Raw genomic sequence first — 23,786 nt, 5'->3', positions numbered from 1 at the left:
ACCTGCTAATTTAAGTGCGGTTTGTGAGGTCCTACTGCAATCTCACTACCGCTGGTCAGGGGCTTTCAGCCCTGTTAGCAGAGGCCCAGGATGAGGCCGAGCACGGCGCAGATCGGCCAGTCTCACAACCACCAGCCCGAGCTCGGCGGCTGTCGGACAGCGAGAGGGTGGAGCTAGCCAATGACTACCGGCGTGGGATGACGGTCTACCAGCTGGCCGAAAAATACCGAGTGCAGCGACAGACCGTGAGCAAGCACCTGCACGCCATGGGCGTGACAATGCGACAGCAAGGCTTGAGCGAGGCGCAGGTCGACCGGGCGGTAGAGCTGTACGTGGAGGAGAGACTGACGCTCAAGCAGGTCGGCGCGAAGCTTGGGGCGGATGCTGGGACGGTGCGGCTGGCGCTGATTCGGCGAGGGGTGAAGATGCGGGCAGCGGTGGCGAGGCGATAAGTACGGCGATCCGCGGCAGAGGGTGAGCCCTGTCGCGGACCATGCCGAATAGGCGCTACTTCTTCTTGCCCTTGTTGCCCTTCGACTGTGCCAAGTCGCTGGCGGCCACGCTCTTCTGCGCCTTGGTCGCCTTCTTGTCTGCCAGCTGCTTGCCAGCGAGACTGGCATCCTTCTTGCTCGTTGCCACGGTTTGGGTCCTTTCCGACCGGAACAGTATCCAGTGATATGCGCAACCACCTGGGCGAACGCTCCCCGCGACGGGTGCAAGGCGACTGTACGCCGAACCACCGACAGCCAGCGGAGAGGATTTCGCCCAGCTCGTTCGTCCCTGCATACCGAGGACGATGCCGGATATTTCAGGAAACTCCTCAGCATTGATAAGATAAACGTATGAACGAGTTGCTTGACAGCATCATTGATAAGTATCTGACGTCTGGGGACTTCAATGGATTGTATATCCATCACGAGTCGCCGGAGACGCTTGCTGCTGCAATTCAACTGGTGGAAGGCGGACTAGCTCAGGTCGTCGACAGCAATGACTATATGAACTGCCACATTCGGCCCTGGCAGTCGAGACGTTCGCTCGAAGAGCAAGTGGCGTCGGTTAATAATTTGCCTGATGCAGAATATGGCCTCTGTCTGTATCCAACTCCACAGGCGATGTCCGGATTTGGCCTCGGCGATCGTTTTAGGGATGAGCCTTACTGCCGCTGGATGGCCGAGGGTGGAGGTACGCTCGAACTCGCATATTTTAGATTCGATGTCCTGGAGCCTTATCGGAATGATCCACGTTTCTCGTTCCAGTTCCACGACTACGGAGCCGATGCGGGTGTCAGTGATCCGGTCTACCTTGACGAATCAGAGTCAGAGGACGACAAAACCTCGATTAGTCATATCGGATTTGCGTATGACCTGTCCGAATACGACCGCGGTAATCCCGATTCAAAAATTGTCCGGCGAGTCTGTGCATTTCTGGGCGATCTAGCGAAACTTACACCAGTACATCAACAGCGCTGGCGTACTTACGAAGTCCCAGAACAAGGCAAGTTGAAACCGCATCCTATCTGGTGGGGGCAGCAGATGGGGCACTGGCCAGATGGTCTAGGTCCGTTCGAAAAGCTCTTTTTTGAGCTGCGGACATGGAATGAATTGCATCAACGAGTATTCGGTGATGACCTGCTTCGCGTGACTGAACGGCCCAGTGATTTCGGATGGATTTTGCGCCCCTCGCAGCAAGAATACGATGCATTCGTTCATCAATTAGACAAACTTCTATCAGATAATATTCGACATGCTGGTCTCGACGCACTTGGTGCAGCAAAGCGAGATGGTCAGGACCAGGTATTGGGTAGCTTGAATCGTCTCGATGATGTGTTGCGTCAACGAGGAGTCTCCGAAGAGGCGCGCCGGGAAGTATTGAAGCCGCTGAGGGACGTCCGCCAGGCGAGACAACGACCGGCTCATGCAATCGGCGGAAACATCACGGATGTCACTTTTATTCATAAGCAAGCTTCCCTGCTCGAACAAGTGACACTATCGCTTGAGAATTTCCGGCGATTTTGGCAGAGCCATCCGCTGAATAGTGACTGGGAAGAACCAGAATACGCCAAGATTGATAGCCACTATTACAAGCTTTAGCTTGAATAGACACTAAGCCTGTGTGTTTAGGCTAGCCACTTAACTTCTTCGAGCAGCGCCAGCAGACCCGCTATTGAGCAGTCATCGGTGTCTCGGTACCGTTTCTGTTCATCGAGGTTGTTGTAGACGCCAACTCCCCAGCCGGTTTGGTCAGAGCGTTGTAGTTCTAGCGGACCTTCCTTGTCAGTGATGAGCACCGTTCGTGTCATGAGGGGCTTAAAGGTAATAGCCAGGCAGCCACCGCCAGTGTTAGTCATGGCAGCGTCGTAGCCGTGAGCTTCAAGGGCCTGAAGGACGTCAGCATATTCTTTTTCGGTGTCGGATGCCCAAGTCTCTTGTTTCGTGTTCATGGTGTGATCTCCGCTTATCTTTGCTCCACCCCTGTTCTAACTCTGAATGCAGAAGTGATCAATAGAGGTGCCGAAGAAAGAGATGTAGTTTTGTCGTCAGTGGTGGTGCGGGCCGATGTCTATCAATCGTGAGGGAGCTTCACACCGGTCGCGTCGGCTACATGTTGAATCTGGGCATTTTGGCGGTTCTCGCGCTCTGTCGTCGTCTCGCCTACGACCGCCAGGATTTGGGCGAGCTGTTCTTGGATTTGTTCGTGGTTGCGATTGACCTTCTGGTCGATTCGGTCGATTCGTTCGGTGATTTCGCGGATCGACTGATGCTGCGTGGGCCAGTCGTCCTGTTCATCCCGTCGTCCAAATTGCTTATGCATACCCCTCCTTCGGTTGGTTGTTGTATCGGGCCGGTCGAGAAGCAGAGAGCGGCGAACCACTCGATCTGCTTCCGACCGGCCCGGTTCCGGACGTTGCTGGGTGATCAGCTGTCCGGCGTGCCCTCAGCGGGTTTTTGGCCGCGCCGCTGGCGTGGGCGACGGCCGCCCTCCTCTGTGATCGCTTCCTCCTCTGCACCATCCGACTCATCCTGGGTCGGCGGTGGCGGCGAGGTCTCGGTGAACAGGTTGTCGATGGCTGCCTGCCGAGCGCGCGCCTCTTCTTCGATGGCGGCGCGGGCTGCGTTGGCCCTGGCCATAAGGTCAGGATCGTTCTTGGCTGCCTCGATGTGGGCATCGACGGCCTTAAAGCATTCCGCTTTCAGGCTGCTGCCACGCAGTTCGGCAATCCAGGTCAGCTGCGCATGGCGAGCTGTGTCGATGCGGATCGCCAGCGTGATTTCCTTGCTCGACGGTTCGGGCATTGCTCCTCCTCGGTGCGAGCGACCGGTAAACGCTTGTTGCGCTTACGAGTACGGCCGCAGGACGCCGACGAGGCACGCCACGGCATAGTGAGCGGCGAGTCACGCTCACCAATGCCGTGGGGCTGGTGGCTCCAGGGGGAGCCGTCACCCAGTTAATGACAGCGGGAGTTGAGGCTCAATCGTCTGACCGGGCGACTGGTCGGCAGCTGCGACGAGCGACCGGACATGATCGAGCGACGGTGAATACCCCGGCATGGAGCCCGGCGTTGGTACTGCTTTTTGCGTTGTAGAACAAACAACTAATTCGAAATTGATACGCTGATCGCATCGTCGGGTAATCGAGGCAAAAACTACATCGCTATCTCTCGCGACATCTGTTGTAATGGTCTGCGATCAGAGTTATAACAGGGGTAGAGAACAATAGTAAGCGGAGATAACCGACATGACCAACACTCAAACCACTGTAGAAACACCAATCGTAGACGACCCAGCTTCTACGGAAGCGCAGTACACCGATGTCATCGAACTTCTCACCAAGCACGGCTACATTGCTGGAATTGCTGACACAGGTGGCGGCTGCGAAGCCGTCGAAATCGTGATTGACGATGACCACCGCCTGCTTGCCAATGGCAAGGACGAACTTCTCGCCTGGGACCGCGCTGACCACCAGGGATGGCGAGTTGGCCGCTACCGTGAAGACGACCTTGAGGAATCTGTTACCAGCGAGGATGGTTCCGCCGAGGGGTTGCTGAGCTTGGTGAAAGGGCTGTCGCGTTAAGCCACTATGCTAGCGGTTGACCAAATCATGTCTTCCGGTCAAAATCAAACATGCATGGACGATCAATACAACAGATTCGAACTCCTCGCCATCGCTCTCTATCCCCGCTTCGGGAATATCTACGAGTATAACGTGGCGAACAATGGCGACGTCGGCTACGACATTCAGATCTGGACGGACGAACTTCGCGATGCCGTCAGACAGTACCTCAGGCACGACCTCCCTGCCGAAGTGACCGACCGACTACTCAGTTCGGACGAAGGTGCTGTCGACGCCACCAACAAGGCAGCTCGCGTTGATTCTCTGCTTGAGGTGGAGCCCTGGGAGATTGCCCTAGAAGTGTGCAATGCTGCCATCGTGGTCGTGCCCAGCTTGTATCAACTCATCGGTGATCTTGACGATTGGCCCTCTGAGGAAGAACGCGATATGACGATCGTGTGGCTCGAAGCCCATTCCAATATCGACACGTGGAACGAACTTGCCATAGCAAGTCGCTATGACGTGCTACGTCGGACCAGGATGCCATCCGGCGCCACCGGCCAGGTGCTCCCTGACGATCTGGTTCAGGTGCTCACACCGGCTGAGCTGGTTGCGGCTTGGGAGTGCGTCGTCGGGCCAGCCGAATCCGACCTCACCGACGAAGAATGGCAGCTGCTGGAACCCCACTTCGGACCCGTCAATGGCCCCTCCGGGATGCGCCCGCGATCGAGCTACGAGCTCCGCCGCAAGCGCCGTGCCTTTGATGCCATCCGGTTCAAGATGGCTCACGATGTGCCATGGACACGGCTTCCGAGCCGTTATGCCCCCAGTTCGACCTACCAGATGTACCGCCACTACAACGCAGATGGCCTCTTCAGCCGCTTGTACGAGGCGCTCCGCGGTAATCCGGATGCTGGCCGAATAGTGGAGTGGTTAGAACAGATCGTGAACGACGGCGGCAGCGCGAAGCCAGCCACGTCGACGGAGGCTATTGCATGATGCTGCGATTCCACCGGCATCCTAGATCATGGTACGTCGAGGATATTGAACTAGTGGCTGCTCTGGGGTTCGGGTGGTATGGCTTCAGATCGACGCTTCGCTGTCAGCGCTGCGACCGTATACGCACTGCCACGTACCTCGACTCGATCCTGGCACTCAAGCTCGTGGGAATGGGTCTTCGCGATCCGTCCTACCAGAATAAAGCCGTGGAATTGGCGGAGCAGATCGCGGATGACAAGCGAGCGAGTTTGATCTAGTTGTCGCCAAGTTCACCCCTCAGCCTCTCCGCCCACTCCGCCCGCTCTTCAGCCCCAGCCAACCGCTTCTCGGAAAGCTGAACAGCATTGAAGCCATCATCGTTGTAGCGGGGGAAGATATGAAAGTGGTAGTGAAAGGGATGTTGGTCGCCTGCTGGTTCGTTGTTTTGGCGGGTCGTGATGCCATCACATTGATATGCGTCTTTCATGGCGAGGGCAATCTTTTGGGCGACATCAAACACCCGGTGCCCGTACGCCGAGGGCAGGGTATGGATACTTTCATAGTGCTCGTTCGGAACCACGATCACATGGCCGCTATTCACACCAACAAAGAACGAATTGATAAACGCCGTGACCAGTTCATCCTGATAGACCACATCCGTTGGTCTTATCAGCGTGTCCGGACTGACAATGCCTTGAACACCGAGGCAGATAGGGCAGCGGTAGGTGGCGGGGGCATGGGTGGTGATCACTTCCGTATGATTACCGACAGCCCCGCCTGAGCGATCACGACACTGCCCGCCATTGCTGCACTACTGCGGCCACGGGTACCACGGGCGGGCGAAAGGGCCGCTAGCGGGCCGACACGCGCCGAAACCGCCGGGCAATGGCCCCACGGGGGCGGGTCAGGGCGGAACTCGCCGCACGCGGCGAAATTCGCGGCCTCCTGCCGATCCACCGTCAGCCTTCCCAGATGGTGATCTACACCTGGCTGCGACTGAGGTCGTCTGGTTGACTTGTCCTGTGGTTCCGACGAGCACCATCACCCGCATCCGTACCCTCGACGGCCTGCACCTGGCGGCCACCCTCGTAACCCCTGACCAACCACCGACGCGCGCTGTCGTGTTGGTGCACGGTGGCGGTGTCACCCGCGAGGAGGGCGGCTTCTTCACCCGGCTGGCCGCTGGTCTGGCTGAGGCGGGGATTGCCTCGCTGCGCTTCGATCTCCGTGGTCACGGGGAGAGTGAAGGGAGCCAAGCAGAGCTGACGCTCGCCACCATCCTGAACGACATCCGCGTCAGCCTGGCCTACGTCCGCGAGGCCACTGGCGCAACCAAGTTGAGCCTGTGCGGTGCGAGCTTCGCTGGTGGCATCTGCGCCTACTACGCGGCCAAGCGGCCGGACGATCTGTCACGGCTGGTGCTGCTCAATCCGCAGGTGGACTACAAGAAGCGGACCATCGACACGCGGGACTACTGGACGAACGACGTCATCAGCGACGAGCGAGCCGAAGAGCTGAATTCGACTGGCGCCATTCAATTTAAGGCCGACTTGCAGCATGGCCGTCCGTTCCTGAACGAGGTGTTCTGGTTCCGGCCGCTGGACGTGCTCGGCGAGATCACCGCGCCAACTCTCATCATCCACGGCAACGCCGACACCTTGGTGCCGATCGACGGATCGCGCGAGGCCGCCACCAAGTTCACCGCGCCGGTTGAACTGGTGGAGATCGAAGGATCGCAGCACGGCTTCGCCGTCCACGACGACCCGGAGTACCTGAATCCGAAGAGCCAGGAGTACCAAGCGCAGGTTATCGGCATCGTGGCTAATTGGCTGACAACCGGCTTGCCGTCAGGGCAATAGCACGTCGCGCAACTCTTGCACCCTCGGCAGATGACGCCACGGATCAAGGGTGCGGACCACGTCGACGATGACGTTCATCGTTCGCTCGGACCTTGTTTCGCGGGCGACGGCGACCGATTCAACCGCGACCGTGGCCGCTTCGTCCGGCTCGCCGCTCAGTGCCAAGGCTTTGGCCTGCCGAGCCCCGAAAAATCCGGCGTCGCGCCGAGACAGTGAGCCACTGGCGAGCACCTGGCCAAACAATTGCGTTGCCGTCTGCGGTCGGCCTGCTTCGGTGTAGCAGCAGGCCGACCGCACCAGGAGCGTGCCTTCGTTGAAATAGCTGACCAGTGCGTGGTCATCCGCGCCGTTCGCCTGAGTGAGAAGGTGCCCGGCATCGGCCAAGCTCTGTTCCACAACGCTGGTTGGTTCGCCGATCATGGCCAGGCCCAGGGCTTCCTGTTGCACCACCTCGGCCCGTACCCGGATCGGCAGTTGCCACGGACCATCCTTCGCCGCCTGCGCCAGCGTCAGCAACGTGCCGGTGTCGCGGGTTTCGTAGGCCATCTGGGATTTCTTCAGGAGCACGTAGCCCTGCATCGGCAGACTGCCCGCCGCCTGCGCCCACTCCATGGCTCGGTCGTAGAGAAAGGTGGCGGTCAGCGGATCGTGCAGATCGCGGTACAGCCACCCGGCGAATTCGGCACCATCGGCCCCGACCGCGAGCAGTTGCCGTTGGACATCCGGCCTGACCTGCCGACCATGCCGCCGGATGGCACCGAGAATCCCGAGCACCAGCGGGAGCGCCGCTGCCGGACCCAGCGTGCCGTCGTCGGCCTTGCACCGTGCCAGCTGCGCACGGAAGAAGTTCACGACGGTGCCGTCGAAGTACCGACGCGCATCCTCCAAGGCCACACCGACACGTTCGAGGTCGTCGGCGTGATTCGGTGGCGGTGCGGCAGTGCCGTCCGAGGCCAACCATCGAACAAGTGCCACGGCGTCATGGCCTGCGGCACTGGTAGTTTCGGTGGGCAACACTGCTCCGTCGCCTTCGGCATCCGGCAGCTTGAACCACAAGAGGTCAGCCGGAATATCGAGGATCTCGGCCCAGCGAATCAGCTTGGAAATCTGTTCAGGTGCCGCGCCTTTCTCGATCCGGCTGAGCTGCGCTTGGGTCAGTTCCAGCCAGTTGGCAACCAACTCCTGCGGCAATGGTCGGCCGTGGTACGGATGAGTCCGGTAGGCGAAGATGACCCGGCCCATGTGCCAGGTAGCCAAGGCATCCCGGATCTTGTCGGTTTGCCAGAAGCCCGGCGGCACGGTTGGCGGACGAATCACCTGATCGCGAGCAGTGAGACTACAAGGGCCACATAGTGTTTCGACGTTATAGCGATTGAGCCTGCTCCCACAGCGAGCGCAGTAACGTTGCTGCTCGGGTTCGCGCTTCATGGCTACTCCGCAATCGTTTTGGGGTGCCCTAACCCGACCCCGTTCGCCCTGGTCGCGTGACCCTACCAGGGCTTGACAGTACCCACTATACGTTTCATACATACCCCGCATACCCCCTTGTCGTGGCCGTTTTCGCCCCGCAGATCGACTCTTGGGACCTGGACATATTCGGGCCTCACGAAAGGGGTTGGCCGTGACCTTGTCCCTGGTAGTTCCCATTTTCGGCCCACCAGCCGCTGGAAAAACAACGCTGACGTTGCGCCTCCAGTCACCGGGACGACGGATCTTCCGGCTGCGCGAGCACGTACCGAAAGAGGTGCTGGCCGCGACAGCCACAAGCAGCGAACGGCTGGGCTGGATTGACGAGTTCACTGTCGGCGAAGCGCTGCGATCGTATTTCGGTGCAGCTCACGAGGATCCGGGCGTTCACACCGTGCTGCTGGACAACCTTCCGGGATCGGCCAGCCAGGTCGACCAGCTGCTGGCCACGCTCTGGACGCTGACACCCTCGCCGCATATCGAGCCGATCGAGGTGGTGACAGATGCACGAACACTGAAGCAGCGGGCCAAGAACCGCAAGGTGTGCCACCGCTGCGAACGCGATCCGATCCACGATCCGCGCCTCCCAGCAGTGCCGACGACAGACGACCCCTGGCAATGCGCACACTGCGGCGGTCTGCTGCATCCGAGGCGAGGTGACTCCCCGCGGTTGTTCAAGGCCAGGTTGCAGCGCTACCACCAAACGGCCGCTGGCATCCGGGCTGGCTTCACGGATTCCGGGATCGCCGTGACCCAGCTCGACACCACCAACACCATCGACGTGGCGGCGAATCTGCTTGCCCCGCTCCTCATTTCACGGAGTTCTTCGCTATGACGACTGTCTACTTGCCCGCCCCTCTGCTCAGAAGCAAAAGCGATGCCTACGGCCACGCCAGGATGCCCCGTGGTGCCAGCGTCCGGGAACCGGACCGGATTGACCGCGTGGCCTACGGCCGCTTTCGCAATGTGTATCTGTACATCACCGAAGCCTGCCAATTGCGCTGCGAGCACTGCTACATGGGCGAACGGTTGGACCGGGCACTGAAGATGCCGCTGCAGCAGATCGTGGATACGCTCGCGACCTGGCGCCGGATGGGCGGCAGCAAGTTGACCCTGCTCGGTGGCGAACCGACGTTGCACCCCAACTACTGCGATGCCGTCCGGATGAGCCGGAAGCTTGGCTACGAGCACGTCATCACGACAACGAACGCGCAGAAGCCAGCGCTCAAGAAGTTCCGGCAGCTGGAACCGGACGACTTCGCCTACGTCCAAGTCAGTTTGGATGGCGGCAGTACCAATAGCCACGACGCGATCAGGGGCACCGGCACGTTCGACATTGCCCTGGAAACCACGGCGGAGCTGACCGGGCGAGGGTTTGATACCCGCATCATCTGCACGGTGAACAAGGCCAACGAGGGTGACGTGCTGCGACTGCTCGATCTCGCCGATGAGCTGAACGTCAACCTGGTGAAGTTTCACGTCTTTTCGACCATCGGCACCGGCCACGGCAATGCAGAGATAGCGATGACGCCGCCCGAATGGGTGAATTTCTGCGACCGCCTGCATGTGGTTGCACCCGAGCACAACACACGCGTCTGGTACCAGCCGACCTACGCCCGGCGCGACCAGATGCCGCGCTACGCCGCCGAGGGCTACCAGGGATGCATCGGCCGGACGCTGGATCGGATCTCGATCTTCCCTGATGGGCGCTGCTACGTCTGCTCTTATTTGTTCGACACCGACTTGTACTTCGCGCAGATGGTTGACGGTCAGGTGCAGCTCAACCACGGCTCGAACGAGTTTGACTTATTCACCAAGCCCCTGACGACCAGCGCGTGTGGCGGGTGCAAGGCGTCGGCCTGCCAGGGCGGCTGCCCTGCTGAAGAGGTCGTCATGGGCAGCTCGTCGTGCGCGGCATACGACGACATTGTGCCGGTCTGCCGGTTGTGGAAGTCCAGCGCGAAAGACGAAGCGTGAGCCGAGGAATGAAGCCAATGGATGACATGGACCGAGTGGTCGAAGAACTGTGCTGGATCGACTGGAACGACATTGACGAGGTCGAGGAGGCATGCTCCCTGGTGCTAAAGGAACTGGCCTCCAACCCCGGCACCGTGCGAGCGCGACTTGATGATCTGCCCAACCGACCGGAACTGCTCAACCTGTGCGAGCACTACGACATCCTGGACAAGATCGTGCTGTTCAGCGACGATAACCCTGGTGTCCGGGTTCGGCTACACATCTTCCTGCCGGGCTATTTCGACCGGCCGCACAACCATCGTTGGTCGTATGCCAGCCGCATCCTACGGGGGCACTACCGGCACTATCTGTTCGGCAATGCGGAGCTGGACGAGCAGGTGGACCCGGCCAAACTGCCGGTGCTACAGGCGCGCGAGGAGCCGGTTGGCACTAGCTACGCCTTGCACCACAGCATGGTTCATGCCGTGGTGGCCGAGCCGTTCACGGTGTCGCTGGTGGTGCGGGGGCCTGCGGTGAAGGATCGGTTTTTGGTGATGGACCGCAAGACGGGCGAAAGCTGGTGGCAGTACGGGGCGAAAGAGGAATCTGCCGAGGAGGCCAAGGCGAAGCAGATGAGCCGGACGCGGTTCGCGGAAGTTACTGGGTGGTTGGAGGAGTGGGGGGTGTTGGGCACGACGTAGCGTCGGCCAGGGAATCTACCTCCCACAAAACGCCCGTCCTACACTCAGGTGTAGGACGGGCGTTTGTATTGGGAGTGATATCAGAATGGGCTCCGCTACTCTGCGGATTCCTTAAGATGCTCTTTGAGATGCGCGATGTCCTCAGCGAGCATTTCCTCGACCTGTTCTTCGTATCCTTTTGTCCAGCCAGTCGGGTCGGTGCCGTCGTCTTCGATCTTAAACTCTATGTGTTCGATGAAGGTAATTCCTATATCGGAATGCAGGCAGTCACTATAGTCCTCCAGTGCAGCGCTGAGATCTAGCGCTACCTCTTTTATTAGCTTGAGTTGCCCTTTCTCTTTAACGGACGTTTGTTTTGTGAGCGTTAGAATAGACCTAGCTAGTTTGACAAGATGCAAAGCGTGGCGATAGTTGCAGCCGCATGCCTCTTCGACCTCTTCGTTTGGAGTGCTTGGATGTTGTTCTGATGATTTAGTCATACGCTTTCTATAATATCTCATTCATTGAAGTGAGCCAGTTTTTCGACATGGCTCAGGTCGTCGTGCTATGTGCGATTAGGCACCAGAGCCGGTGTAGTAACCGCGGTCATCGTCGACTCGGCCGCCTCCTTCTCGCTTCTGGCCATAGTGATTGTGGCCCGCGTCGAACGTCCGGCTCGACTGCTCTCCATCGGAGATCAGCGTATGCCCGTCGTTGTAGCCAGTCCCTTGACGGAAGGTGACAGTGTTGCCGTCTTCCGTCGTGCCGACGGTACGGGGTGTCCAGCCGGTCCTCTCCTTCATTCCCCGCTGGCAGCAGCGGTTGCAGGGATAACTGTTCGAGCAGTCCTTGCGCTTGCACGCCATTGTTTCGCTTCTTTCGAAGTCGTGTAGCGCCTAGCAAGGCGCTACAGTGAGTTGTGGCGAGATACATGCCTGTCTCATTGCTTCGACATCGGGCCGAAACGAGGTGGGCATTACGCGTGAAATTTCAGTGTCGCTCTACGCCAGCGACGGATTATGATATATCTCCGCACCAAAGGCAAGCATGAGCCCAAAGAATATTGAAATGGTTAATGATTATTTAATATCTCGGGTTTACATTAGGCGATGTTCACCGAATGAGCCGAGGTGGCAAACGTGAGCAGCTCGTCAAGACTTGGGAGTGGAGAATTCTGATGACGCGCACAGCGCAGCGCACCACTCCCCGATCCCAGCTCCATGCTGCGCTGCATCGACCACCCGGCCCGAAGGCCGGAGAGCAGACCACCGGAAAACGCCGCACCCGCGCAGTGGGTATGGCGGACGACAACCTGGAAGGCAGGCACGGAAATTTGCTCCGATCGGGAGACCGCCACAGCGCCGAAGGCACCGGCCGTGACGATCACCCAACGAGCGCCAGTCTGGGCCAGCAGCGATCTGGCCAGGGCTGGTGCTTCTTCGTGGGCAACGTCATCCACGTTGGTTTGGATGAAGAGATGCGGGTAGCCGCGGATGGCGGTGGCGACATGCTCCGAGAGGTCGGAGCCGCCAAGGTTGAGCAGCATGGGCACCTCGGCCGCGCGGCCGGCCTCGATCACGCGCAGGACTGCCCGCTCGATGATTTCGTAGCAGTCGACATAGAGGAACGAGGCGGAAGCGATCGGCGAAAGATCAACCTGTTCAAGGCTGGCAACCACGCTGGGCAGATGCGCGAACCATGTCCGGGTGTGATCGTCGTCGGCAGCCACCACGATCCGTGGTGTGATGACTTCTGGTCGGACCGTGAAAGCGCATTCGACTGTGCGCTCCTCCAACCATTGGCGAACGAACGCGCCGTGACTGTCATTGCCAATGTCGTTGGCAACCAACAGGGTCGGCGCTCCGAGGGCTGCGAGCACCGCCGCTGTTGTCGGCCCGTCAGCCGCGACGGACCGTTCAAGACGTCGGATTTCGGCCCCATGGTTCGCACGCGGAAAGTGGGGCACGGTCCATAGCTCCGCCAGCGCCAGGTAGCTGACGCACACCACCGGGCCGGACTGGAGCATCATCGTCTACCAGCCGTAGACCGAGAAGCTCTTGCCGTCGGCGATGGACTGCATCGCCACCCGGCAGTAGTCGATCATGTGCTGAGGCAGCGCGTCGGTCGAAAACCATTGCAGCTCTGAGCATTTGTCCGGCTCTTGGTTTTCCGGCTCACCCTGCCAGGTACGCACGGTGAAGAAGAAGGCCATCCGGCCACCGGATGACGAGTTGTGCATGATGTGGCTGAACCGGACGTCCTCGGGCTTGATGACAGTCCCGATTTCTTCTTTAGCCTCGCGGATCAGGGCGTCAATGACGGATTCGTCGGCCTCCAGGTGACCGCTGGGCAGATGCCAGGCACCATCCTCGAAGCCGGTGTTCTGGCGCTGACCGAAGAGCACTTCGTTACCGCGGCGCAGGACGAGGTGAACATCGCCGGTGACTTTGTGTCGCCGGGTGTCTGAGCCGTGAGCCTGCTTGGTTGCTGTGTCCGTCATGAAGTGAAAATTCCCTCTTTCCATAGTAGTTGAGCTGGGGTTTTTGGCCAAGCGACTGCCGTGCTGGGGCCAGCCTAATGCGCCGCCTGCCAGCGGAGTATGCGCCGGATGTATAGCCGGGCGGGGCGAAGCGGTATAGCCCCTGGCCTGCCCGGATTCCAGGCTGGGACCACGGCAACAGCCCAACCAGTCCCACGTCATGGAAGGCAGCCATCATGCGAAAACCACTGCGGCACATTCGGGTCGAGTCAGGCGAATTACGAGTCGACTTCTCCGCACCAGCCGAGCAGATCACGGACGTTGCTCAAGAGCTGAGACTCGGCATGCCTGAACTCACTGTCACGGTGGATGACGACGTCAGTGACGATTTGCCGCCGCTGCCATACCGAAGGCTCTGGGAGTGAATTACAGGACAGCAGCATGGGATTCATCATTGGCTTCACGGTGTTGGTGGTTGCGTATATGTCTGTGCTGGTGCTGCTGATCCTCGACGCCGAGGATGGACCACCTCGATTCCGAGGAAACCCACGACAGCGAAAACGCTTACGTCGGCCGAAGCGAAACCGCGAGCCCCGACAAAAGGCTGGACGCCATGGCCGACAACCTGACGATACTGATGTTTATGCGGTTATTGCTCGGATTAAGAGGCGGGGCCGAAGATGAAACAGGCACAGGCGCATTTCTTCCTGCGAAATCTGGCCAACTGGCTGGGCGCGGGACCGGGCGAGTGACGGGCTGGTGTTTCCGGAGGTGAAAGGGTGCAAGGGATGATCGAACGATGCAGAGAGCACGGACGTGAAGGCGTGTTCGCCGTTACGATGGCTCCCGACCTCGACCGAGGCAGATCACACAGCGAAGGTGCAGACTAGTGGACAACTTCTGGCAAGGACTGGCCGACGACGTGCTGGCGTCGCTCACGGCTTACCGGGCTCGCATCGGTTCGTTGGATATCAGCATGAAGCCGGACGACACATTGCTGACCGAAGCGGACATCGAGGTCCAAAATCTCATCGTCCAGCGGATTCGCGACCTGGACGCCGATGCCTACGTCATCGCTGAGGAGGACACGAGCGATACCTCGGCAGCGCTCCGGTCAGGGCAGACGGTTTCCGGGAACGTCTGGATCGTTGACCCTATCGATGGCACCGCGCAGTTCGTCAAACCAGACGAGGTGGACTATTGCAGTGTCGTCGCTTTCTACAAGGACGGTCAGCCTTCATCGACGCTGATCGTCGTGCCCGAGTTCGGGCCTGGTCGCACGCCGGTTGTTATCTACGGCTCGATTGAAGACAACTCCGTCACCGTGAATGGCACACCCGTTCAGATCCAGCGCCCCCGGCCGTTGAGTCATACGGCATCTGCTACGCGCAGCCAGGGCGACCCGCCGAGTACCATAGAAGCGGCTTTGGCCGCCAAGGGGTATGGCATCAAGAGCCGGACGACGTCGCAGACCCTCGACATGGTGCGAACGGCGCTGGACTTGTCCGAGCTTTCGCCAGTGGCTGAGCCGTTCGATCTGTTCCACCGCCGAGACCAGAAACTCTGGGACGCTGCGGCTGGCATGTGCCTTGCCGAGATTGCCGGGCTCGCTATCCACGACGAACACGGCGGCGACATCTTGCCGCTACCGAGCGAGTTCTTGGCATTGCCTGAGCCGGTGTTGACGTCGTCGCTGGTGGGGAACGCCGATCTCATCCGGGAACTGCTGTCCTGCTAAGGATGGCCAATCGCGAAAGGTACGTCATGCAAGGGAATCAGCTGAGCGACAACGACTATCAGCGGCTGGCCGAGGTTATGGCCGGTCCGCACGGTGCCAAGGTCAGTGCCAACAGCCCGGTCGATGTCCTCATCGTCTTCTCGTGTGTTGATCCAACCGTGGGGCACGCTGCAGCCAGCCTGTACCGCCAGGGCCTGTGTCGGCACGTCATCTTCTCCGGTGGGGTTGGCAAGGATTCGGGTGGGCTGGCGACGCTGGGTATCGCCGAGGCCCAGTTTCTGGCGTCGGTCGCCATCGCCGATGGCCTGCCCTTCGATGCGATCTCGCTGGAGCTTGAGGCCAGGAACGGTAAAGAGAACGCGGTGTTGGGATTGCAACTCGCCGCCATGCGAGGGCTCCTGACCGACGGTGGCCACGTCGCGAGTCTGGTGCCAGCCCAGCGCAGCCGACGCCTGTTTGAGGAGTTGCGGTATCAGGCGGGGACTGGCTATCCGGATTTGGCGTTGTCCGTCTCTGGGCTGTCGAGCGGTGTCGTTGACGCTGCTACTCCCGGTGTTCAGGTCGAGCTGCTCGGGGAGCTTCAGGGGCTCGCCACCATGCACGCCAAGGCTGAACCGCGGATCTATCGCCAAGACGACTTCCAAGCTGGCGGTGAGTATTTCGAGCTGGTCGCCAAGGCCGGGATTGACTCATAGGGTGGTTGTCGGTCAGGCCCGCTCTCGCCTCACAATCCATTTCCTGACGATCTCAGCTTCGACTGATTTGTGATCGCGAAAGATTTCCTCTGCCTGGTGGAGGCACGACAAGGCAATCTGCCGATCGAGTGCGGAAGAAGGCAATTGGCCCATGCGAGCGAGAGTCCGAGCTTCCGCTTGCCACAAGTCCCCTCGGGACCGGAATGCCTGCACAGCATCGCCAAGAACCGACGCGGCGCCAGCCACGTTGCCTTGCCGCTGTAGCAGTTTGGCTCGTCGAATCAAGCCGTGGCCGGCAATATTCGCGTGTCTGTACGTGCCGGGGGCCGGGATAGCCCAGTCCAAAGCACGGTCGATTCGCTCACGCGCCTTGTCATCGTCGTCCATCAGTATGTACACGTCAGCAAATGAAACACTCAGGCTCGCAATCGGGTTGTCCTTACCCTCGAAGAGTGGTTCGGCTTCAATGTAGGCCGTATGCGCGGCGGCGATGACGTCCGTTTCGGAATGCACCTGGGCCAATTGCAGTCGGACGTCAGCGATTTCACGCATGACGGTGGGAAAGGCCCCAGGCAGCGCCCGCTCATCCCGAAGTAGTTTGATGCTGGCTCGGAACTGTTCGATACCGGTCAGGCACGACTCTTGGAGGGCTTCCTTCTCCTTGTCGGAGATGGCGGAAATTCTCAACATGTCCAACGCATCACGCACGCGCACGAGCCGGATCCGAGCACTGTTGCGGAGCAGAAACCCGTGGGTGCCGGGGTCGTTGATCTTTTTCACTGCGGCCAGGCCAGCGGTCGTGACCGCTTCCCAGTCGCTCAAATAGTTGCCTGTGTCCAATTGGTAGAAGAGGCTCGCGGCGAGCTTGGGGGCGTACTCGTCGGGAGGTTCAGCGGCGCAGGCACGGATCGTCAGGTCGACCAGGGCTGCTCGTTCTGTCGCGAACCATGGGCCAATCGCCCCAGGGTCGTCGCCCAGCCAGTCGGCTGCGTCGCTCCCGCCAGTCCACCCTAGAAGATATGCGTGGTCAATCATGGGGTTACCCCCGTTGACCATGTTGAACGCGTAGTTGGTGGAGCCGTAGTAACCAGCCAGCATCCGCGATATTGCTTCGCGTCGTTCGTCTTCCGAACACTGCTCCCTAGAAAATTCTCGCAAGAGGTCGTGGATGTCGAACCGATAGCCACTGGTTCGGTCGATAAGCCCAACATGCTCGAAATCGACGACCATGCGCTCAGCAGCTCTGATCGACACGCCCGCCACGAGGCTCACTGTATAGGCGTCGATTCCTTGGCCCAACCGTGAACTAAGCAGGCGGTAGGCCCTCTGCTGCTTGTCGTTGAGATGTTCGTACGACGTTGAGAAGATAATGCGGATGTTTCCGTCTTCATCGCCTTCCGACACCTTGTCGAGCGCGCGCCTATCCCTGAGTTTTCGCGCCAACTGCGTCGGTGTCTCGTATTCGTACTTGACGAGGCTGGCAAGACTCTTTAGGGCGCGAGGCAGTCCGCAGGCAAATGGGGCGAGCCTCTCCAGCGCCTCGTCTGATTCCCATCGGTTGGCCGGAATGTTGAGCTTCAGCATCTCAACAGCCTCTGGCAATTTCATGGGCTTTAGGCCGATTGATTCAACAGAATGCGTGGCCTCAAGCCCTCGCAGCGGCGGCCTGCCGGTGACTACCGTGAAGTACGACTGACCGTCCGGGAGGAGTGGTGCTACCTGCTTCGCGGTGGCGGCATTATCGAGAATGAGAAGCGGACGGTACGAATCGCACAATCGGCGGAATTCGATAGCAGCGATACCGTCATCTTCAATGTGCGCAATGGACGAAGCAGCTACCCCGAGATGCGCAGCCAATTGGGTAAGGGCTTCGATCGGTCCGATAGGATCCTTCCCTCCGGCGTCGAAGCCACGTAGGTTTATCTGATACCAATTCAGCTCGCGATTCGCGCTGGCAATGCGTTTAGCCCAGTACCGCGCCAGTTCTGTTTTTCCATATCCACCTGGACCCCAAATGATGACTGTGTGTGCGCTACCCTCTTCTGTGGCAGCGGTGATCGCCTGGTCTAGCTGGTCGATGTAGGCAGGGCGGGGAAGGTAACCTTTTGGGACCACAGTTTTTAATGGCGGGATAGCGATAATGGGGGGTTGCCTGGGTTCAGGCGGTAAAGGCTCCCTGAGGATGCGGAGCCTTTCACGCAGCTCATCAATTGGCTGACGTCGATCCGTCAGAACATTATCTGCATGGATTAGAAATTGGAGCGTGAAGTCTTTATCCTCGCCATCGTTTCCTCCTTCTACGCACCGAACCAACGCTGTGCTTGTAGCATCCTTCCACCTACGGTGGATCGGTACCGTAGCATTTGCTATTCTACGACGTTCGTCATGCGACGGTACCGCATCCGAAAATGGATCAAGTAGTGCGCCGAGTATCAAAGGTGCATCCCACCAGCATGGCTGTTTATAACGCTTGACCTCATCGGGCTCCTCCCTGTTTTTCGCTCGCTCAACCACCCATACCAAGATCACTCGGGCTGCCCGACCGTCGATGTCCTCAAACTTGATCTTGAGTTTGTTGGCGAGGTGCTGTCGGATCTCAGGGCGGGCGTCCAGTTCTTTTACTGAAGCGCCAGAGCCGAGCGCAAGTTCTCGCAGCTCCAGGAGCGCTTGCCCACGCGTCGGGTCGGGATCGCGGTTCATATTCAAGATAGTAGTCCTCCAAACACGTGAGCGGTTACCGTTCGGCCTATCCGGATAATGCTCGTGCTTGCATTTATTGTCATTTCCTTCATAGTCTGCCATGGCGCAACTTACTTGAAATGAGGTAAGTGCGATGGGAAATTTAAACAACTGCGGGTTAGAGCTTGAGTGTGGCTTCGATCTCGAAGACCCGATTCTGGGGTATCGTCAAGAATTCTTTCTGTGGGTTCGTGGCTTCGACCTTGATATCCGGGGTGTCACCGGTGGCCGCGATAGTGGCGGCCTACTCTACTTGTTCGTAGAATGGTACAACCGCCGACGGCAAGAGTACGATTCCCAGGGATCGGAAATCGATGTGGAGCACGACAAGAGGCTGCTGTCGGAACTGCGGCCCTACATCCTGCTTGCAATTATGGATGCAGTTTTGCTCGATCCCTCCAAGCTCGATTATGTCGGGACGGGAGCGGATGGCCGAAGCTATTCGGTTCCACGGCCATTGCGACGGATTATGACGTCGGCCTCCGAGTCCTACGACACCGCGGGTGAGTGGGACCTGATTGACGGGATGCTTCGGCACATGCCGATATCCATTCAGTGACCTTCGTCACGTAAACCCAACCAACCATGTTGCGCCACCCCATCACGCCCATCCCCGAAAGGGGGTGGGCGATTTACTTAGTGCCTCTGATCAGCCCATATAGCAGATTTGTCGTCCATTTGTATTTTGCCCTACAAATCGAATATAAATCGGCGATAAATGCGCGACAAATCGATTTCTACCGTTGATGGAGTCAGCTTCAATTCGTATTCAAGGGAGCAGTTGATGACCATCAACAACCCGGAGCAGCAACGCCTGACCGTGAGCGACCTGCCCGCCCCCGACCTCATGAACCTCGGTGAGGCTTCGGCTGCCTACGCGAACCTGCTGCAGGTCGCCAAGCGTGTTCTGGTCGAGGTTTCCCGCCGTCACTGTGACATAGCACCCGGACTACAGGAGCACGTCGAGGATGAGGTCTTGGTGGTCGCAGCTGGAACGAAACGGAAGTTGCTGGGTTCGTTTCAGTGTGGCTCGTGGCAGCATGACGGCCGGCCCATCGATGAGATCTTCCTGAATGCCGATTGGCGCTGTGGCGGCGATGATCTCGACTTCATCGAGGAGCTGCTTGACACCCTGATTCATGAGCTGACGCACTGCTGGTGCCGCTTGAGCGGGATCAAGGACACGTCGAACCGCGGCCGTTACCACAACAAGAGGTTCGCCCAAATATCGATGGCGCTCGGCTGCGCCATTGTTAAGGACTCACGCTACGGCCACGCCACTGTGGGGCTGCAGCAGTGGGCGCGAGAGGAGTACGCCGACCTCCTGCGCGAACTTGGCGGCGCTTTGATCATCGGCCGGGCACCGCAGCCGAAGATCAAGACGACGACCGCCGCCAGCGCTGAGGCCGTCCTGCTCATGGTCGAGAGCCCGGAGCCTGACGCCAAATACATCTTTCCCGCCTGCCGCTGCCGCACTCCTCGCGGTGGCCTGGTCGCTCTCCGCATCGCTCGGGGCTCCTGGCGACCCGGCACCATCTGGTGCTCGGTCTGCGGCCATGCCTTCGAGGCCGAGTCGGAGTCTTGACCTTTTTTGGTTAGACGCACAGCAAGGAGGACCGCCCCACCACCCATGCCATCTACCCCATCAAGAAATCCATTGCATACCAAAGGAGTTCCACATCATGTCCAACCCAACCACCGCTCGCCCCACCGTCACAGTGGGTGGGCACCGCTTCGCCATCGGCGAGGACGACTACCCCGAGGTCGCGAAAGAGGTTATTGCGCGGACGTTCGCCGACCTTGATCAAGTCTTCGAGAACCTGCACGAGGTCTTGGACCAGCGTGCCGAAGCCGCGCCGAAGGTGGTGTCCCACATCCTCATCCTGCTCAGCGTCCTCGGCTACCACATCGACCGCTCGCGGATGGGGTGGTCCTAAAGCAAGACGGTCGTGGGGCCAGGTAGCCGCCTGGCCCCACGACCTACCGAAAGCCCCTGCTCCCAATTCCCAACCATTCCGAATCAGTAAACAGAAGGAGAATCCGGTGGTATCTATCCAACCACCCGCAGCAGCCAGAATCAGGCTGCTCACCGCAGTTCGTCTTGTCGCCCTCGGCCTGGCGGCCGTGCTGCTCGGCGGCGTGGTGGGCTGTGCGTCCATCACCCAAATTCAGCCAGGCGGCCTGGCCGACGCGGAGCAGATCGCGGCGACCTGCCCGGCCGGGCACCTGATCGCCGCCCGCGCGGCCATTGACGTGGGGGCCAACCTGCGCGCCGTGGCGGGCGAGGCGGGTCGGCTCGATCCAGTGCGCAAGCTGGTGCGGCTGACCGAGATCTGCGGCGGGCACCTGCGCGTCGACGCTTTCGCCGGGTCGGCGGGCTCGACAGCGGCGGTCTACGACGGCGATCTCGCCCTCGGCGGCGCGACGCAAAACGCTAGGCTCCGTCGCGAGCCTCGTCAGAGCGACGAGGTCATGGCCGCGATCATGAAGAACCTGCCGATCGCCGCGGCCAAGCTGCCCCCGGAGGGCAGTGACATCATCACCCAACTGGGCACCATGGCAGCGGAATACGGGCAGGGCCTCGACCCCGCCGGTTCGCGCTACGTGCTGCACGAGGTCATCACCACCGACGGCGTGCAGACCGAGCGGGTGCCGCTGACCGACCCCTCGCTCACCGTGGCGCGGGCCGAAGTGTTGGCGGCAGGCGTGGCGATGCCCAGCCTGGCGGGGGCCGACGTGCAGTTGACCAGTATCGGTAAGACGGCTGGCCCTGCTCCGGCTACCAGCTATTCCGATGCCCTGAAAGCCTTCTACCGCAAGCTGTGCGACGCGGCGCGCGCGGCGCGCTGTGTGGTCGTGACGGACGGGGCGGGCCGATGAGCATGTGGCATATTCGCCCTTTCGAGCGACTGAGACGGCGCAGCGTGTTCGACGCCACTGCCTTGATGGCAAGGGCTGAGCAGACCCGGCTGGTGCCGGTCGGCGAGGCCAACGCTGTTGTCCGACCGACGTCGGTCAGCGACACCTACTTGGAAACCGAGTACGACCAGCTCGGTGTCGAGCAGCTGCGCGAGCACGCCGCCGCAGGCGAGCAGGCAGCACGGAAATCGGCGGTGCGGGCCACCGGGCTCGACATCGCCCGCGAGGCTCGCCGCAAGCTGATCGAGGCCAACGAGCAGCTCGTCACCATCGCCGGTGATCACTACAGCAACGTAAAAAAGCTGCTCGGGCCGTTTGCCTCGCGCAAGGCCGGATCAGGCATGCGCTACCTGATCTTCTTGGTGGCGTTCCTGTGTGGCGACAGCGTCGGGCTGCTGGGCGCGTTCATCCAGTACGGCGAAATCCCCATGCTCGCCGCGTGCCAGGCGGTCTCGGCCGGGGCCGCCACGGTGACGGCCGGGATGGTCGGCGCTGAAGCCAAGAACGTGAAGCTCGCCGCCGAGCGGCAGCTCGACCCTGATGCCCTGTCCGAAGAGTTGGCACCGTATCGGGCGCTGCTGGTCGGCCCACTCGCTGCGCGCAAGTTCGTCATGGCGGCCACCGCGGTCGCGACGCTGATCGCCTTGGCGGTCGCGGTCGGCATCTGTGCCTTGCGCAGCAGTATTGAGGGCCAGACGTCGGGATTCGTGTTCGGCGGGTTGGCTATCGCTATCGCGTGCGGCAGCTGGGTCAACTCGTACCTGCACGCCGACGCCGTGGCCGACAAGGTCGAGTTGGCCTACAAGGACTACAGGCGGGAACTGCGCGCTCACGGTTGGCGGTCGCGGTCGTGGCGGTTTGCTCGCAGCGAGCGCGCCGCCGAACGGGCGCGGCTCATTCGCCAGCAACACGAGATGCACGGCGAAGCCGCCAACGCCAAAGTGATGGCGGCAAAGCACAGGGCGATGCAGCAGAGCCCCGACGTGATCGGCCACGGCCCTGCCGCCTCGGCCGACATCGAGATCGGCCGCAAGCCCCGCCCGCGCTCGACCAACCGGGGGAAGGCATGACGTTGCTGTCCGCGCGGCTGCGCCGCGTCACGCTCATCGGGAAGGAGGCGAAGCCGTCCACTGCACATGGTCGGACGGCACCCGCCTTCACCCTTCCCCACCCCGGCCACTGCTCGGGGCTGCGGACGCTGACGATCGTCATCACCGACGACTCGGCCAGCCTCACCAGCCCCGGCGGCAACGACCCGGTGTCGCAGCGCTACCAGGAGGCTCGAATTGCCTTCCGGCACCTGGCGAATGCCTGCACATGTGGTCAGGAGTTCGGCGCGGTGGCGCATTTCGATCGGCCGAGTAGCGGTGACGTCGCGCCGGTATCCCTGGCTGGATGGGGGCTACGGCGCCTTGAGCGGGGCCTCCGTGTGCCCCGTCTGGCTGCCGGTACGAGCCGCCTCGGCCCGGTACTGGCGGAGGCCAAGGTCATCGCCGAAGCCTTCGCCGCCGACCTTGTACAGCTGGTGGTGTTCAGCGATTTCCTGCTGACGGACCAGGACGTCGACGGCGTGCTGGCCGACTTGGACAACTTTCCCGGCCAGGTGCATGCCGTCGTGTTGACAGCCTCGCCGCAGAAGCAGCTGTTCAGCGGCACGTCGGTCACGGTGACGCCGGTTGGCATCGACGCCGAGTCCGGCGACGTGGCGCGGGCGCTCCTCCGAAGCCTCACGGCACATCGGCTGGCCGCAGCCACTTCTCAAATTCCCCGCACGACAGAGCTTTAGGAGCACCCCACTATGACCGACCCCCAAGACAACCACGAATCCGGCGCAGGGCCACAGCGATTCGTCGGCCGAGTGCCTGCCGGTGACCACCCGGTGACCGCCGGACACATTGCCGATCAGTCAGTCAGGCTCATCCTGGCTGCCTTGACAGAGATCGTGGAAATCATAAGGGTCCACGGCGACATGGCTCCCACGAGCACCGCCTACGTGATCGAACTGGCCAACATTGTGGCTGGCGAAACGCTGGCCTGGACACGGCGCTGGCCGAAATGACGAGCACGGAAGACCATTCCATCGACCGTCTCGTTGCTCATTGCACAACGCGACAGTGAGTACCACCAAGCGAGCTTGTCGCCGCTCGTAACCAGTAGTCACGCACGTTCTGCACCCTGTCTTATCGGGCGACGCGTCGCCCGATAAGACGATTGAGCCGGACACAT

General features: G+C 60.4%; 27 protein-coding genes. 17 read left to right on the top strand and 10 right to left on the bottom strand.

Annotated features, from left to right (window positions below; all coding sequences use genetic code 11):
- The first annotated feature begins 197 nt into the window (after positions 1 to 197).
- The gene (locus tag ACQP1G_RS37170; protein ID WP_433194349.1) at positions 198 to 452 is read left to right on the top strand and encodes a hypothetical protein; all 255 of its coding nucleotides are present in this window, start codon (positions 198 to 200) and stop codon (positions 450 to 452) included.
- A 55-nt stretch (positions 453 to 507) separates the two neighbouring features.
- Here the strand turns inward: ACQP1G_RS37170 and ACQP1G_RS37165 are convergent, their stop codons facing one another.
- Positions 508 to 639, bottom strand: coding sequence for a hypothetical protein (locus tag ACQP1G_RS37165; protein ID WP_433194348.1), 132 nt, complete (start codon positions 637 to 639; stop codon positions 508 to 510).
- 203 nt (positions 640 to 842) lie between these two features.
- Between ACQP1G_RS37165 and ACQP1G_RS37160 the strand changes: the two genes are divergently transcribed.
- Positions 843 to 2,090 (top strand): hypothetical protein, encoded by a 1,248-nt coding sequence (locus ACQP1G_RS37160; RefSeq protein WP_433194347.1) that lies wholly within the window; start codon positions 843 to 845, stop codon positions 2,088 to 2,090.
- A gap of 26 nt (positions 2,091 to 2,116) precedes the next feature.
- On the opposite strand, the gene ACQP1G_RS37155 is transcribed toward ACQP1G_RS37160, so the two are convergent.
- From ACQP1G_RS37155 to ACQP1G_RS37145, 3 genes are all read right to left on the bottom strand, one after another.
- The gene (locus ACQP1G_RS37155; protein WP_433194346.1) at positions 2,117 to 2,440 is read right to left on the bottom strand and encodes a hypothetical protein; all 324 of its coding nucleotides are present in this window, start codon (positions 2,438 to 2,440) and stop codon (positions 2,117 to 2,119) included.
- Positions 2,441 to 2,562: 122 nt separating this feature from the next.
- Positions 2,563 to 2,811 carry a hypothetical protein gene (locus tag ACQP1G_RS37150; RefSeq protein ID WP_433194345.1) on the bottom strand — a complete coding sequence of 83 codons (249 nt, stop codon included), beginning with the start codon at positions 2,809 to 2,811 and terminating at the stop codon, positions 2,563 to 2,565.
- A 104-nt stretch (positions 2,812 to 2,915) separates the two neighbouring features.
- A complete protein-coding gene (locus tag ACQP1G_RS37145; RefSeq protein WP_433194344.1) occupies positions 2,916 to 3,293 on the bottom strand; it encodes a hypothetical protein in 378 nt (125 codons plus the stop codon).
- 442 nt (positions 3,294 to 3,735) lie between these two features.
- On the opposite strand from ACQP1G_RS37145, the gene ACQP1G_RS37140 reads away from it, so the two are divergent.
- Together ACQP1G_RS37140 and ACQP1G_RS37135 are read left to right on the top strand one after the other, a co-directional pair.
- Positions 3,736 to 4,071 (top strand): hypothetical protein, encoded by a 336-nt coding sequence (locus tag ACQP1G_RS37140; protein WP_433194343.1) that lies wholly within the window; start codon positions 3,736 to 3,738, stop codon positions 4,069 to 4,071.
- A gap of 54 nt (positions 4,072 to 4,125) precedes the next feature.
- Positions 4,126 to 5,049 carry a transposase gene (locus tag ACQP1G_RS37135; protein WP_433194342.1) on the top strand — a complete coding sequence of 308 codons (924 nt, stop codon included), beginning with the start codon at positions 4,126 to 4,128 and terminating at the stop codon, positions 5,047 to 5,049.
- 253 nt (positions 5,050 to 5,302) lie between these two features.
- On the opposite strand, the gene ACQP1G_RS37130 is transcribed toward ACQP1G_RS37135, so the two are convergent.
- A complete protein-coding gene (locus ACQP1G_RS37130) occupies positions 5,303 to 5,779 on the bottom strand; it encodes an HIT family protein (protein WP_433194341.1) in 477 nt (158 codons plus the stop codon).
- A gap of 271 nt (positions 5,780 to 6,050) precedes the next feature.
- Between ACQP1G_RS37130 and ACQP1G_RS37125 the strand changes: the two genes are divergently transcribed.
- Entirely contained in the window at positions 6,051 to 6,887 is an 837-nt protein-coding gene (locus ACQP1G_RS37125; RefSeq protein ID WP_433194340.1) for an alpha/beta hydrolase, read from the top strand.
- Here ACQP1G_RS37125 and ACQP1G_RS37120 read toward each other — a convergent pair.
- On the bottom strand, positions 6,876 to 8,204 hold the full coding sequence (locus ACQP1G_RS37120; protein ID WP_433194339.1) for a helix-turn-helix domain-containing protein: 1,329 nt from the start codon (positions 8,202 to 8,204) through the stop codon (positions 6,876 to 6,878). The genes ACQP1G_RS37125 and ACQP1G_RS37120 overlap by 12 nt on opposite strands.
- Positions 8,205 to 8,508: 304 nt before the next feature.
- Between ACQP1G_RS37120 and ACQP1G_RS37115 the strand changes: the two genes are divergently transcribed.
- The 3 genes from ACQP1G_RS37115 to ACQP1G_RS37105 are packed head-to-tail and all read left to right on the top strand — an operon-like array spanning position 8,509 to position 11,011.
- The gene (locus ACQP1G_RS37115) at positions 8,509 to 9,189 is read left to right on the top strand and encodes a hypothetical protein (RefSeq protein ID WP_433194338.1); all 681 of its coding nucleotides are present in this window, start codon (positions 8,509 to 8,511) and stop codon (positions 9,187 to 9,189) included.
- The gene (locus ACQP1G_RS37110) at positions 9,186 to 10,331 is read left to right on the top strand and encodes a radical SAM protein (protein ID WP_433194337.1); all 1,146 of its coding nucleotides are present in this window, start codon (positions 9,186 to 9,188) and stop codon (positions 10,329 to 10,331) included. Before ACQP1G_RS37115 ends, ACQP1G_RS37110 begins: the two co-directional genes overlap by 4 nt.
- Positions 10,332 to 10,348: 17 nt before the next feature.
- Positions 10,349 to 11,011: a hypothetical protein gene (locus ACQP1G_RS37105; RefSeq protein WP_433194336.1), complete on the top strand. Its 663-nt coding sequence runs from the start codon at positions 10,349 to 10,351 to the stop codon at positions 11,009 to 11,011.
- 95 nt (positions 11,012 to 11,106) lie between these two features.
- Here the strand turns inward: ACQP1G_RS37105 and ACQP1G_RS37100 are convergent, their stop codons facing one another.
- The 3 genes from ACQP1G_RS37100 to ACQP1G_RS37090 all read right to left on the bottom strand — a co-directional run bounded on the left by ACQP1G_RS37100 (position 11,107) and on the right by ACQP1G_RS37090 (position 13,490).
- Complete coding sequence (locus ACQP1G_RS37100; RefSeq protein WP_433194335.1) at positions 11,107 to 11,490, bottom strand: hypothetical protein; 384 nt, start codon at positions 11,488 to 11,490, stop codon at positions 11,107 to 11,109.
- 602 nt (positions 11,491 to 12,092) lie between these two features.
- A complete protein-coding gene (locus ACQP1G_RS37095; RefSeq protein WP_433194334.1) occupies positions 12,093 to 13,019 on the bottom strand; it encodes a carbohydrate kinase family protein in 927 nt (308 codons plus the stop codon).
- Between the two features lie 3 nt (positions 13,020 to 13,022).
- Positions 13,023 to 13,490 carry an NUDIX hydrolase gene (locus ACQP1G_RS37090; RefSeq protein ID WP_433194333.1) on the bottom strand — a complete coding sequence of 156 codons (468 nt, stop codon included), beginning with the start codon at positions 13,488 to 13,490 and terminating at the stop codon, positions 13,023 to 13,025.
- Between the two features lie 868 nt (positions 13,491 to 14,358).
- Between ACQP1G_RS37090 and ACQP1G_RS37085 the strand changes: the two genes are divergently transcribed.
- Entirely contained in the window at positions 14,359 to 15,207 is an 849-nt protein-coding gene (locus ACQP1G_RS37085) for an inositol monophosphatase family protein (RefSeq protein WP_433194332.1), read from the top strand.
- Positions 15,208 to 15,209: 2 nt separating this feature from the next.
- Positions 15,210 to 15,902 (top strand): YdcF family protein, encoded by a 693-nt coding sequence (locus tag ACQP1G_RS37080; protein WP_433194331.1) that lies wholly within the window; start codon positions 15,210 to 15,212, stop codon positions 15,900 to 15,902.
- Positions 15,903 to 15,914: 12 nt separating this feature from the next.
- Here the strand turns inward: ACQP1G_RS37080 and ACQP1G_RS37075 are convergent, their stop codons facing one another.
- Entirely contained in the window at positions 15,915 to 18,602 is a 2,688-nt protein-coding gene (locus ACQP1G_RS37075; protein WP_433194330.1) for a hypothetical protein, read from the bottom strand.
- A gap of 133 nt (positions 18,603 to 18,735) precedes the next feature.
- On the opposite strand from ACQP1G_RS37075, the gene ACQP1G_RS37070 reads away from it, so the two are divergent.
- The 7 genes from ACQP1G_RS37070 to ACQP1G_RS37040 all read left to right on the top strand — a co-directional run bounded on the left by ACQP1G_RS37070 (position 18,736) and on the right by ACQP1G_RS37040 (position 23,619).
- Positions 18,736 to 19,200, top strand: a complete 465-nt coding sequence (locus ACQP1G_RS37070) for a hypothetical protein (RefSeq protein ID WP_433194329.1) — start codon at positions 18,736 to 18,738, stop codon at positions 19,198 to 19,200.
- Positions 19,201 to 19,425: 225 nt separating this feature from the next.
- Positions 19,426 to 20,226, top strand: a complete 801-nt coding sequence (locus ACQP1G_RS37065) for a hypothetical protein (RefSeq protein WP_433194328.1) — start codon at positions 19,426 to 19,428, stop codon at positions 20,224 to 20,226.
- 97 nt (positions 20,227 to 20,323) lie between these two features.
- Positions 20,324 to 20,578 carry a hypothetical protein gene (locus tag ACQP1G_RS37060; protein ID WP_433194327.1) on the top strand — a complete coding sequence of 85 codons (255 nt, stop codon included), beginning with the start codon at positions 20,324 to 20,326 and terminating at the stop codon, positions 20,576 to 20,578.
- A 106-nt stretch (positions 20,579 to 20,684) separates the two neighbouring features.
- Positions 20,685 to 21,521, top strand: coding sequence for a hypothetical protein (locus ACQP1G_RS37055; protein ID WP_433194326.1), 837 nt, complete (start codon positions 20,685 to 20,687; stop codon positions 21,519 to 21,521).
- Positions 21,518 to 22,630, top strand: coding sequence for a hypothetical protein (locus tag ACQP1G_RS37050; protein ID WP_433194325.1), 1,113 nt, complete (start codon positions 21,518 to 21,520; stop codon positions 22,628 to 22,630). The genes ACQP1G_RS37055 and ACQP1G_RS37050 overlap by 4 nt, the downstream gene beginning before the upstream one ends.
- A complete protein-coding gene (locus ACQP1G_RS37045; RefSeq protein WP_433194324.1) occupies positions 22,627 to 23,346 on the top strand; it encodes a hypothetical protein in 720 nt (239 codons plus the stop codon). The genes ACQP1G_RS37050 and ACQP1G_RS37045 overlap by 4 nt, the downstream gene beginning before the upstream one ends.
- A 12-nt stretch (positions 23,347 to 23,358) precedes the next feature.
- Positions 23,359 to 23,619, top strand: a complete 261-nt coding sequence (locus ACQP1G_RS37040; protein ID WP_433194323.1) for a hypothetical protein — start codon at positions 23,359 to 23,361, stop codon at positions 23,617 to 23,619.
- Positions 23,620 to 23,786: the final 167 nt, after the last annotated feature.

Origin of the sequence: Nocardia sp. CA-107356, from assembly GCF_050946365.1 — a bacterium.
In the GTDB taxonomy this organism is placed as follows: domain Bacteria; phylum Actinomycetota; class Actinomycetes; order Mycobacteriales; family Mycobacteriaceae; genus Nocardia.
The sequence above is the reverse complement of the archived record's forward strand: the minus strand, read 5'-3'. Positions and strand labels throughout refer to the sequence as shown.

Bases quoted from the DNA above. Each gene is read 5' to 3' on its own strand.
- ACQP1G_RS37170 (WP_433194349.1), top strand. From the start codon at position 198: ATGACGGTCTACCAGCTGGCCGAAAAATACCGAGTGCAGCGACAGACC.
- ACQP1G_RS37160 (WP_433194347.1), top strand. From the start codon at position 843: ATGAACGAGTTGCTTGACAGCATCATTGATAAGTATCTGACGTCTGGG.
- ACQP1G_RS37155 (WP_433194346.1), bottom strand. From the start codon at position 2,440: ATGAACACGAAACAAGAGACTTGGGCATCCGACACCGAAAAAGAATAT.
- ACQP1G_RS37150 (WP_433194345.1), bottom strand. From the start codon at position 2,811: ATGCATAAGCAATTTGGACGACGGGATGAACAGGACGACTGGCCCACG.
- ACQP1G_RS37145 (WP_433194344.1), bottom strand. From the start codon at position 3,293: ATGCCCGAACCGTCGAGCAAGGAAATCACGCTGGCGATCCGCATCGAC.
- ACQP1G_RS37140 (WP_433194343.1), top strand. From the start codon at position 3,736: ATGACCAACACTCAAACCACTGTAGAAACACCAATCGTAGACGACCCA.
- ACQP1G_RS37135 (WP_433194342.1), top strand. From the start codon at position 4,126: ATGGACGATCAATACAACAGATTCGAACTCCTCGCCATCGCTCTCTAT.
- ACQP1G_RS37110 (WP_433194337.1), top strand. From the start codon at position 9,186: ATGACGACTGTCTACTTGCCCGCCCCTCTGCTCAGAAGCAAAAGCGAT.
- ACQP1G_RS37105 (WP_433194336.1), top strand. From the start codon at position 10,349: ATGGATGACATGGACCGAGTGGTCGAAGAACTGTGCTGGATCGACTGG.
- ACQP1G_RS37100 (WP_433194335.1), bottom strand. From the start codon at position 11,490: ATGACTAAATCATCAGAACAACATCCAAGCACTCCAAACGAAGAGGTC.
- ACQP1G_RS37095 (WP_433194334.1), bottom strand. From the start codon at position 13,019: ATGATGCTCCAGTCCGGCCCGGTGGTGTGCGTCAGCTACCTGGCGCTG.
- ACQP1G_RS37090 (WP_433194333.1), bottom strand. From the start codon at position 13,490: ATGACGGACACAGCAACCAAGCAGGCTCACGGCTCAGACACCCGGCGA.
- ACQP1G_RS37080 (WP_433194331.1), top strand. From the start codon at position 15,210: ATGGCCAATCGCGAAAGGTACGTCATGCAAGGGAATCAGCTGAGCGAC.
- ACQP1G_RS37075 (WP_433194330.1), bottom strand. From the start codon at position 18,602: ATGAACCGCGATCCCGACCCGACGCGTGGGCAAGCGCTCCTGGAGCTG.
- ACQP1G_RS37070 (WP_433194329.1), top strand. From the start codon at position 18,736: ATGGGAAATTTAAACAACTGCGGGTTAGAGCTTGAGTGTGGCTTCGAT.
- ACQP1G_RS37065 (WP_433194328.1), top strand. From the start codon at position 19,426: ATGACCATCAACAACCCGGAGCAGCAACGCCTGACCGTGAGCGACCTG.
- ACQP1G_RS37060 (WP_433194327.1), top strand. From the start codon at position 20,324: ATGTCCAACCCAACCACCGCTCGCCCCACCGTCACAGTGGGTGGGCAC.
- ACQP1G_RS37050 (WP_433194325.1), top strand. From the start codon at position 21,518: ATGAGCATGTGGCATATTCGCCCTTTCGAGCGACTGAGACGGCGCAGC.
- ACQP1G_RS37045 (WP_433194324.1), top strand. From the start codon at position 22,627: ATGACGTTGCTGTCCGCGCGGCTGCGCCGCGTCACGCTCATCGGGAAG.
- ACQP1G_RS37040 (WP_433194323.1), top strand. From the start codon at position 23,359: ATGACCGACCCCCAAGACAACCACGAATCCGGCGCAGGGCCACAGCGA.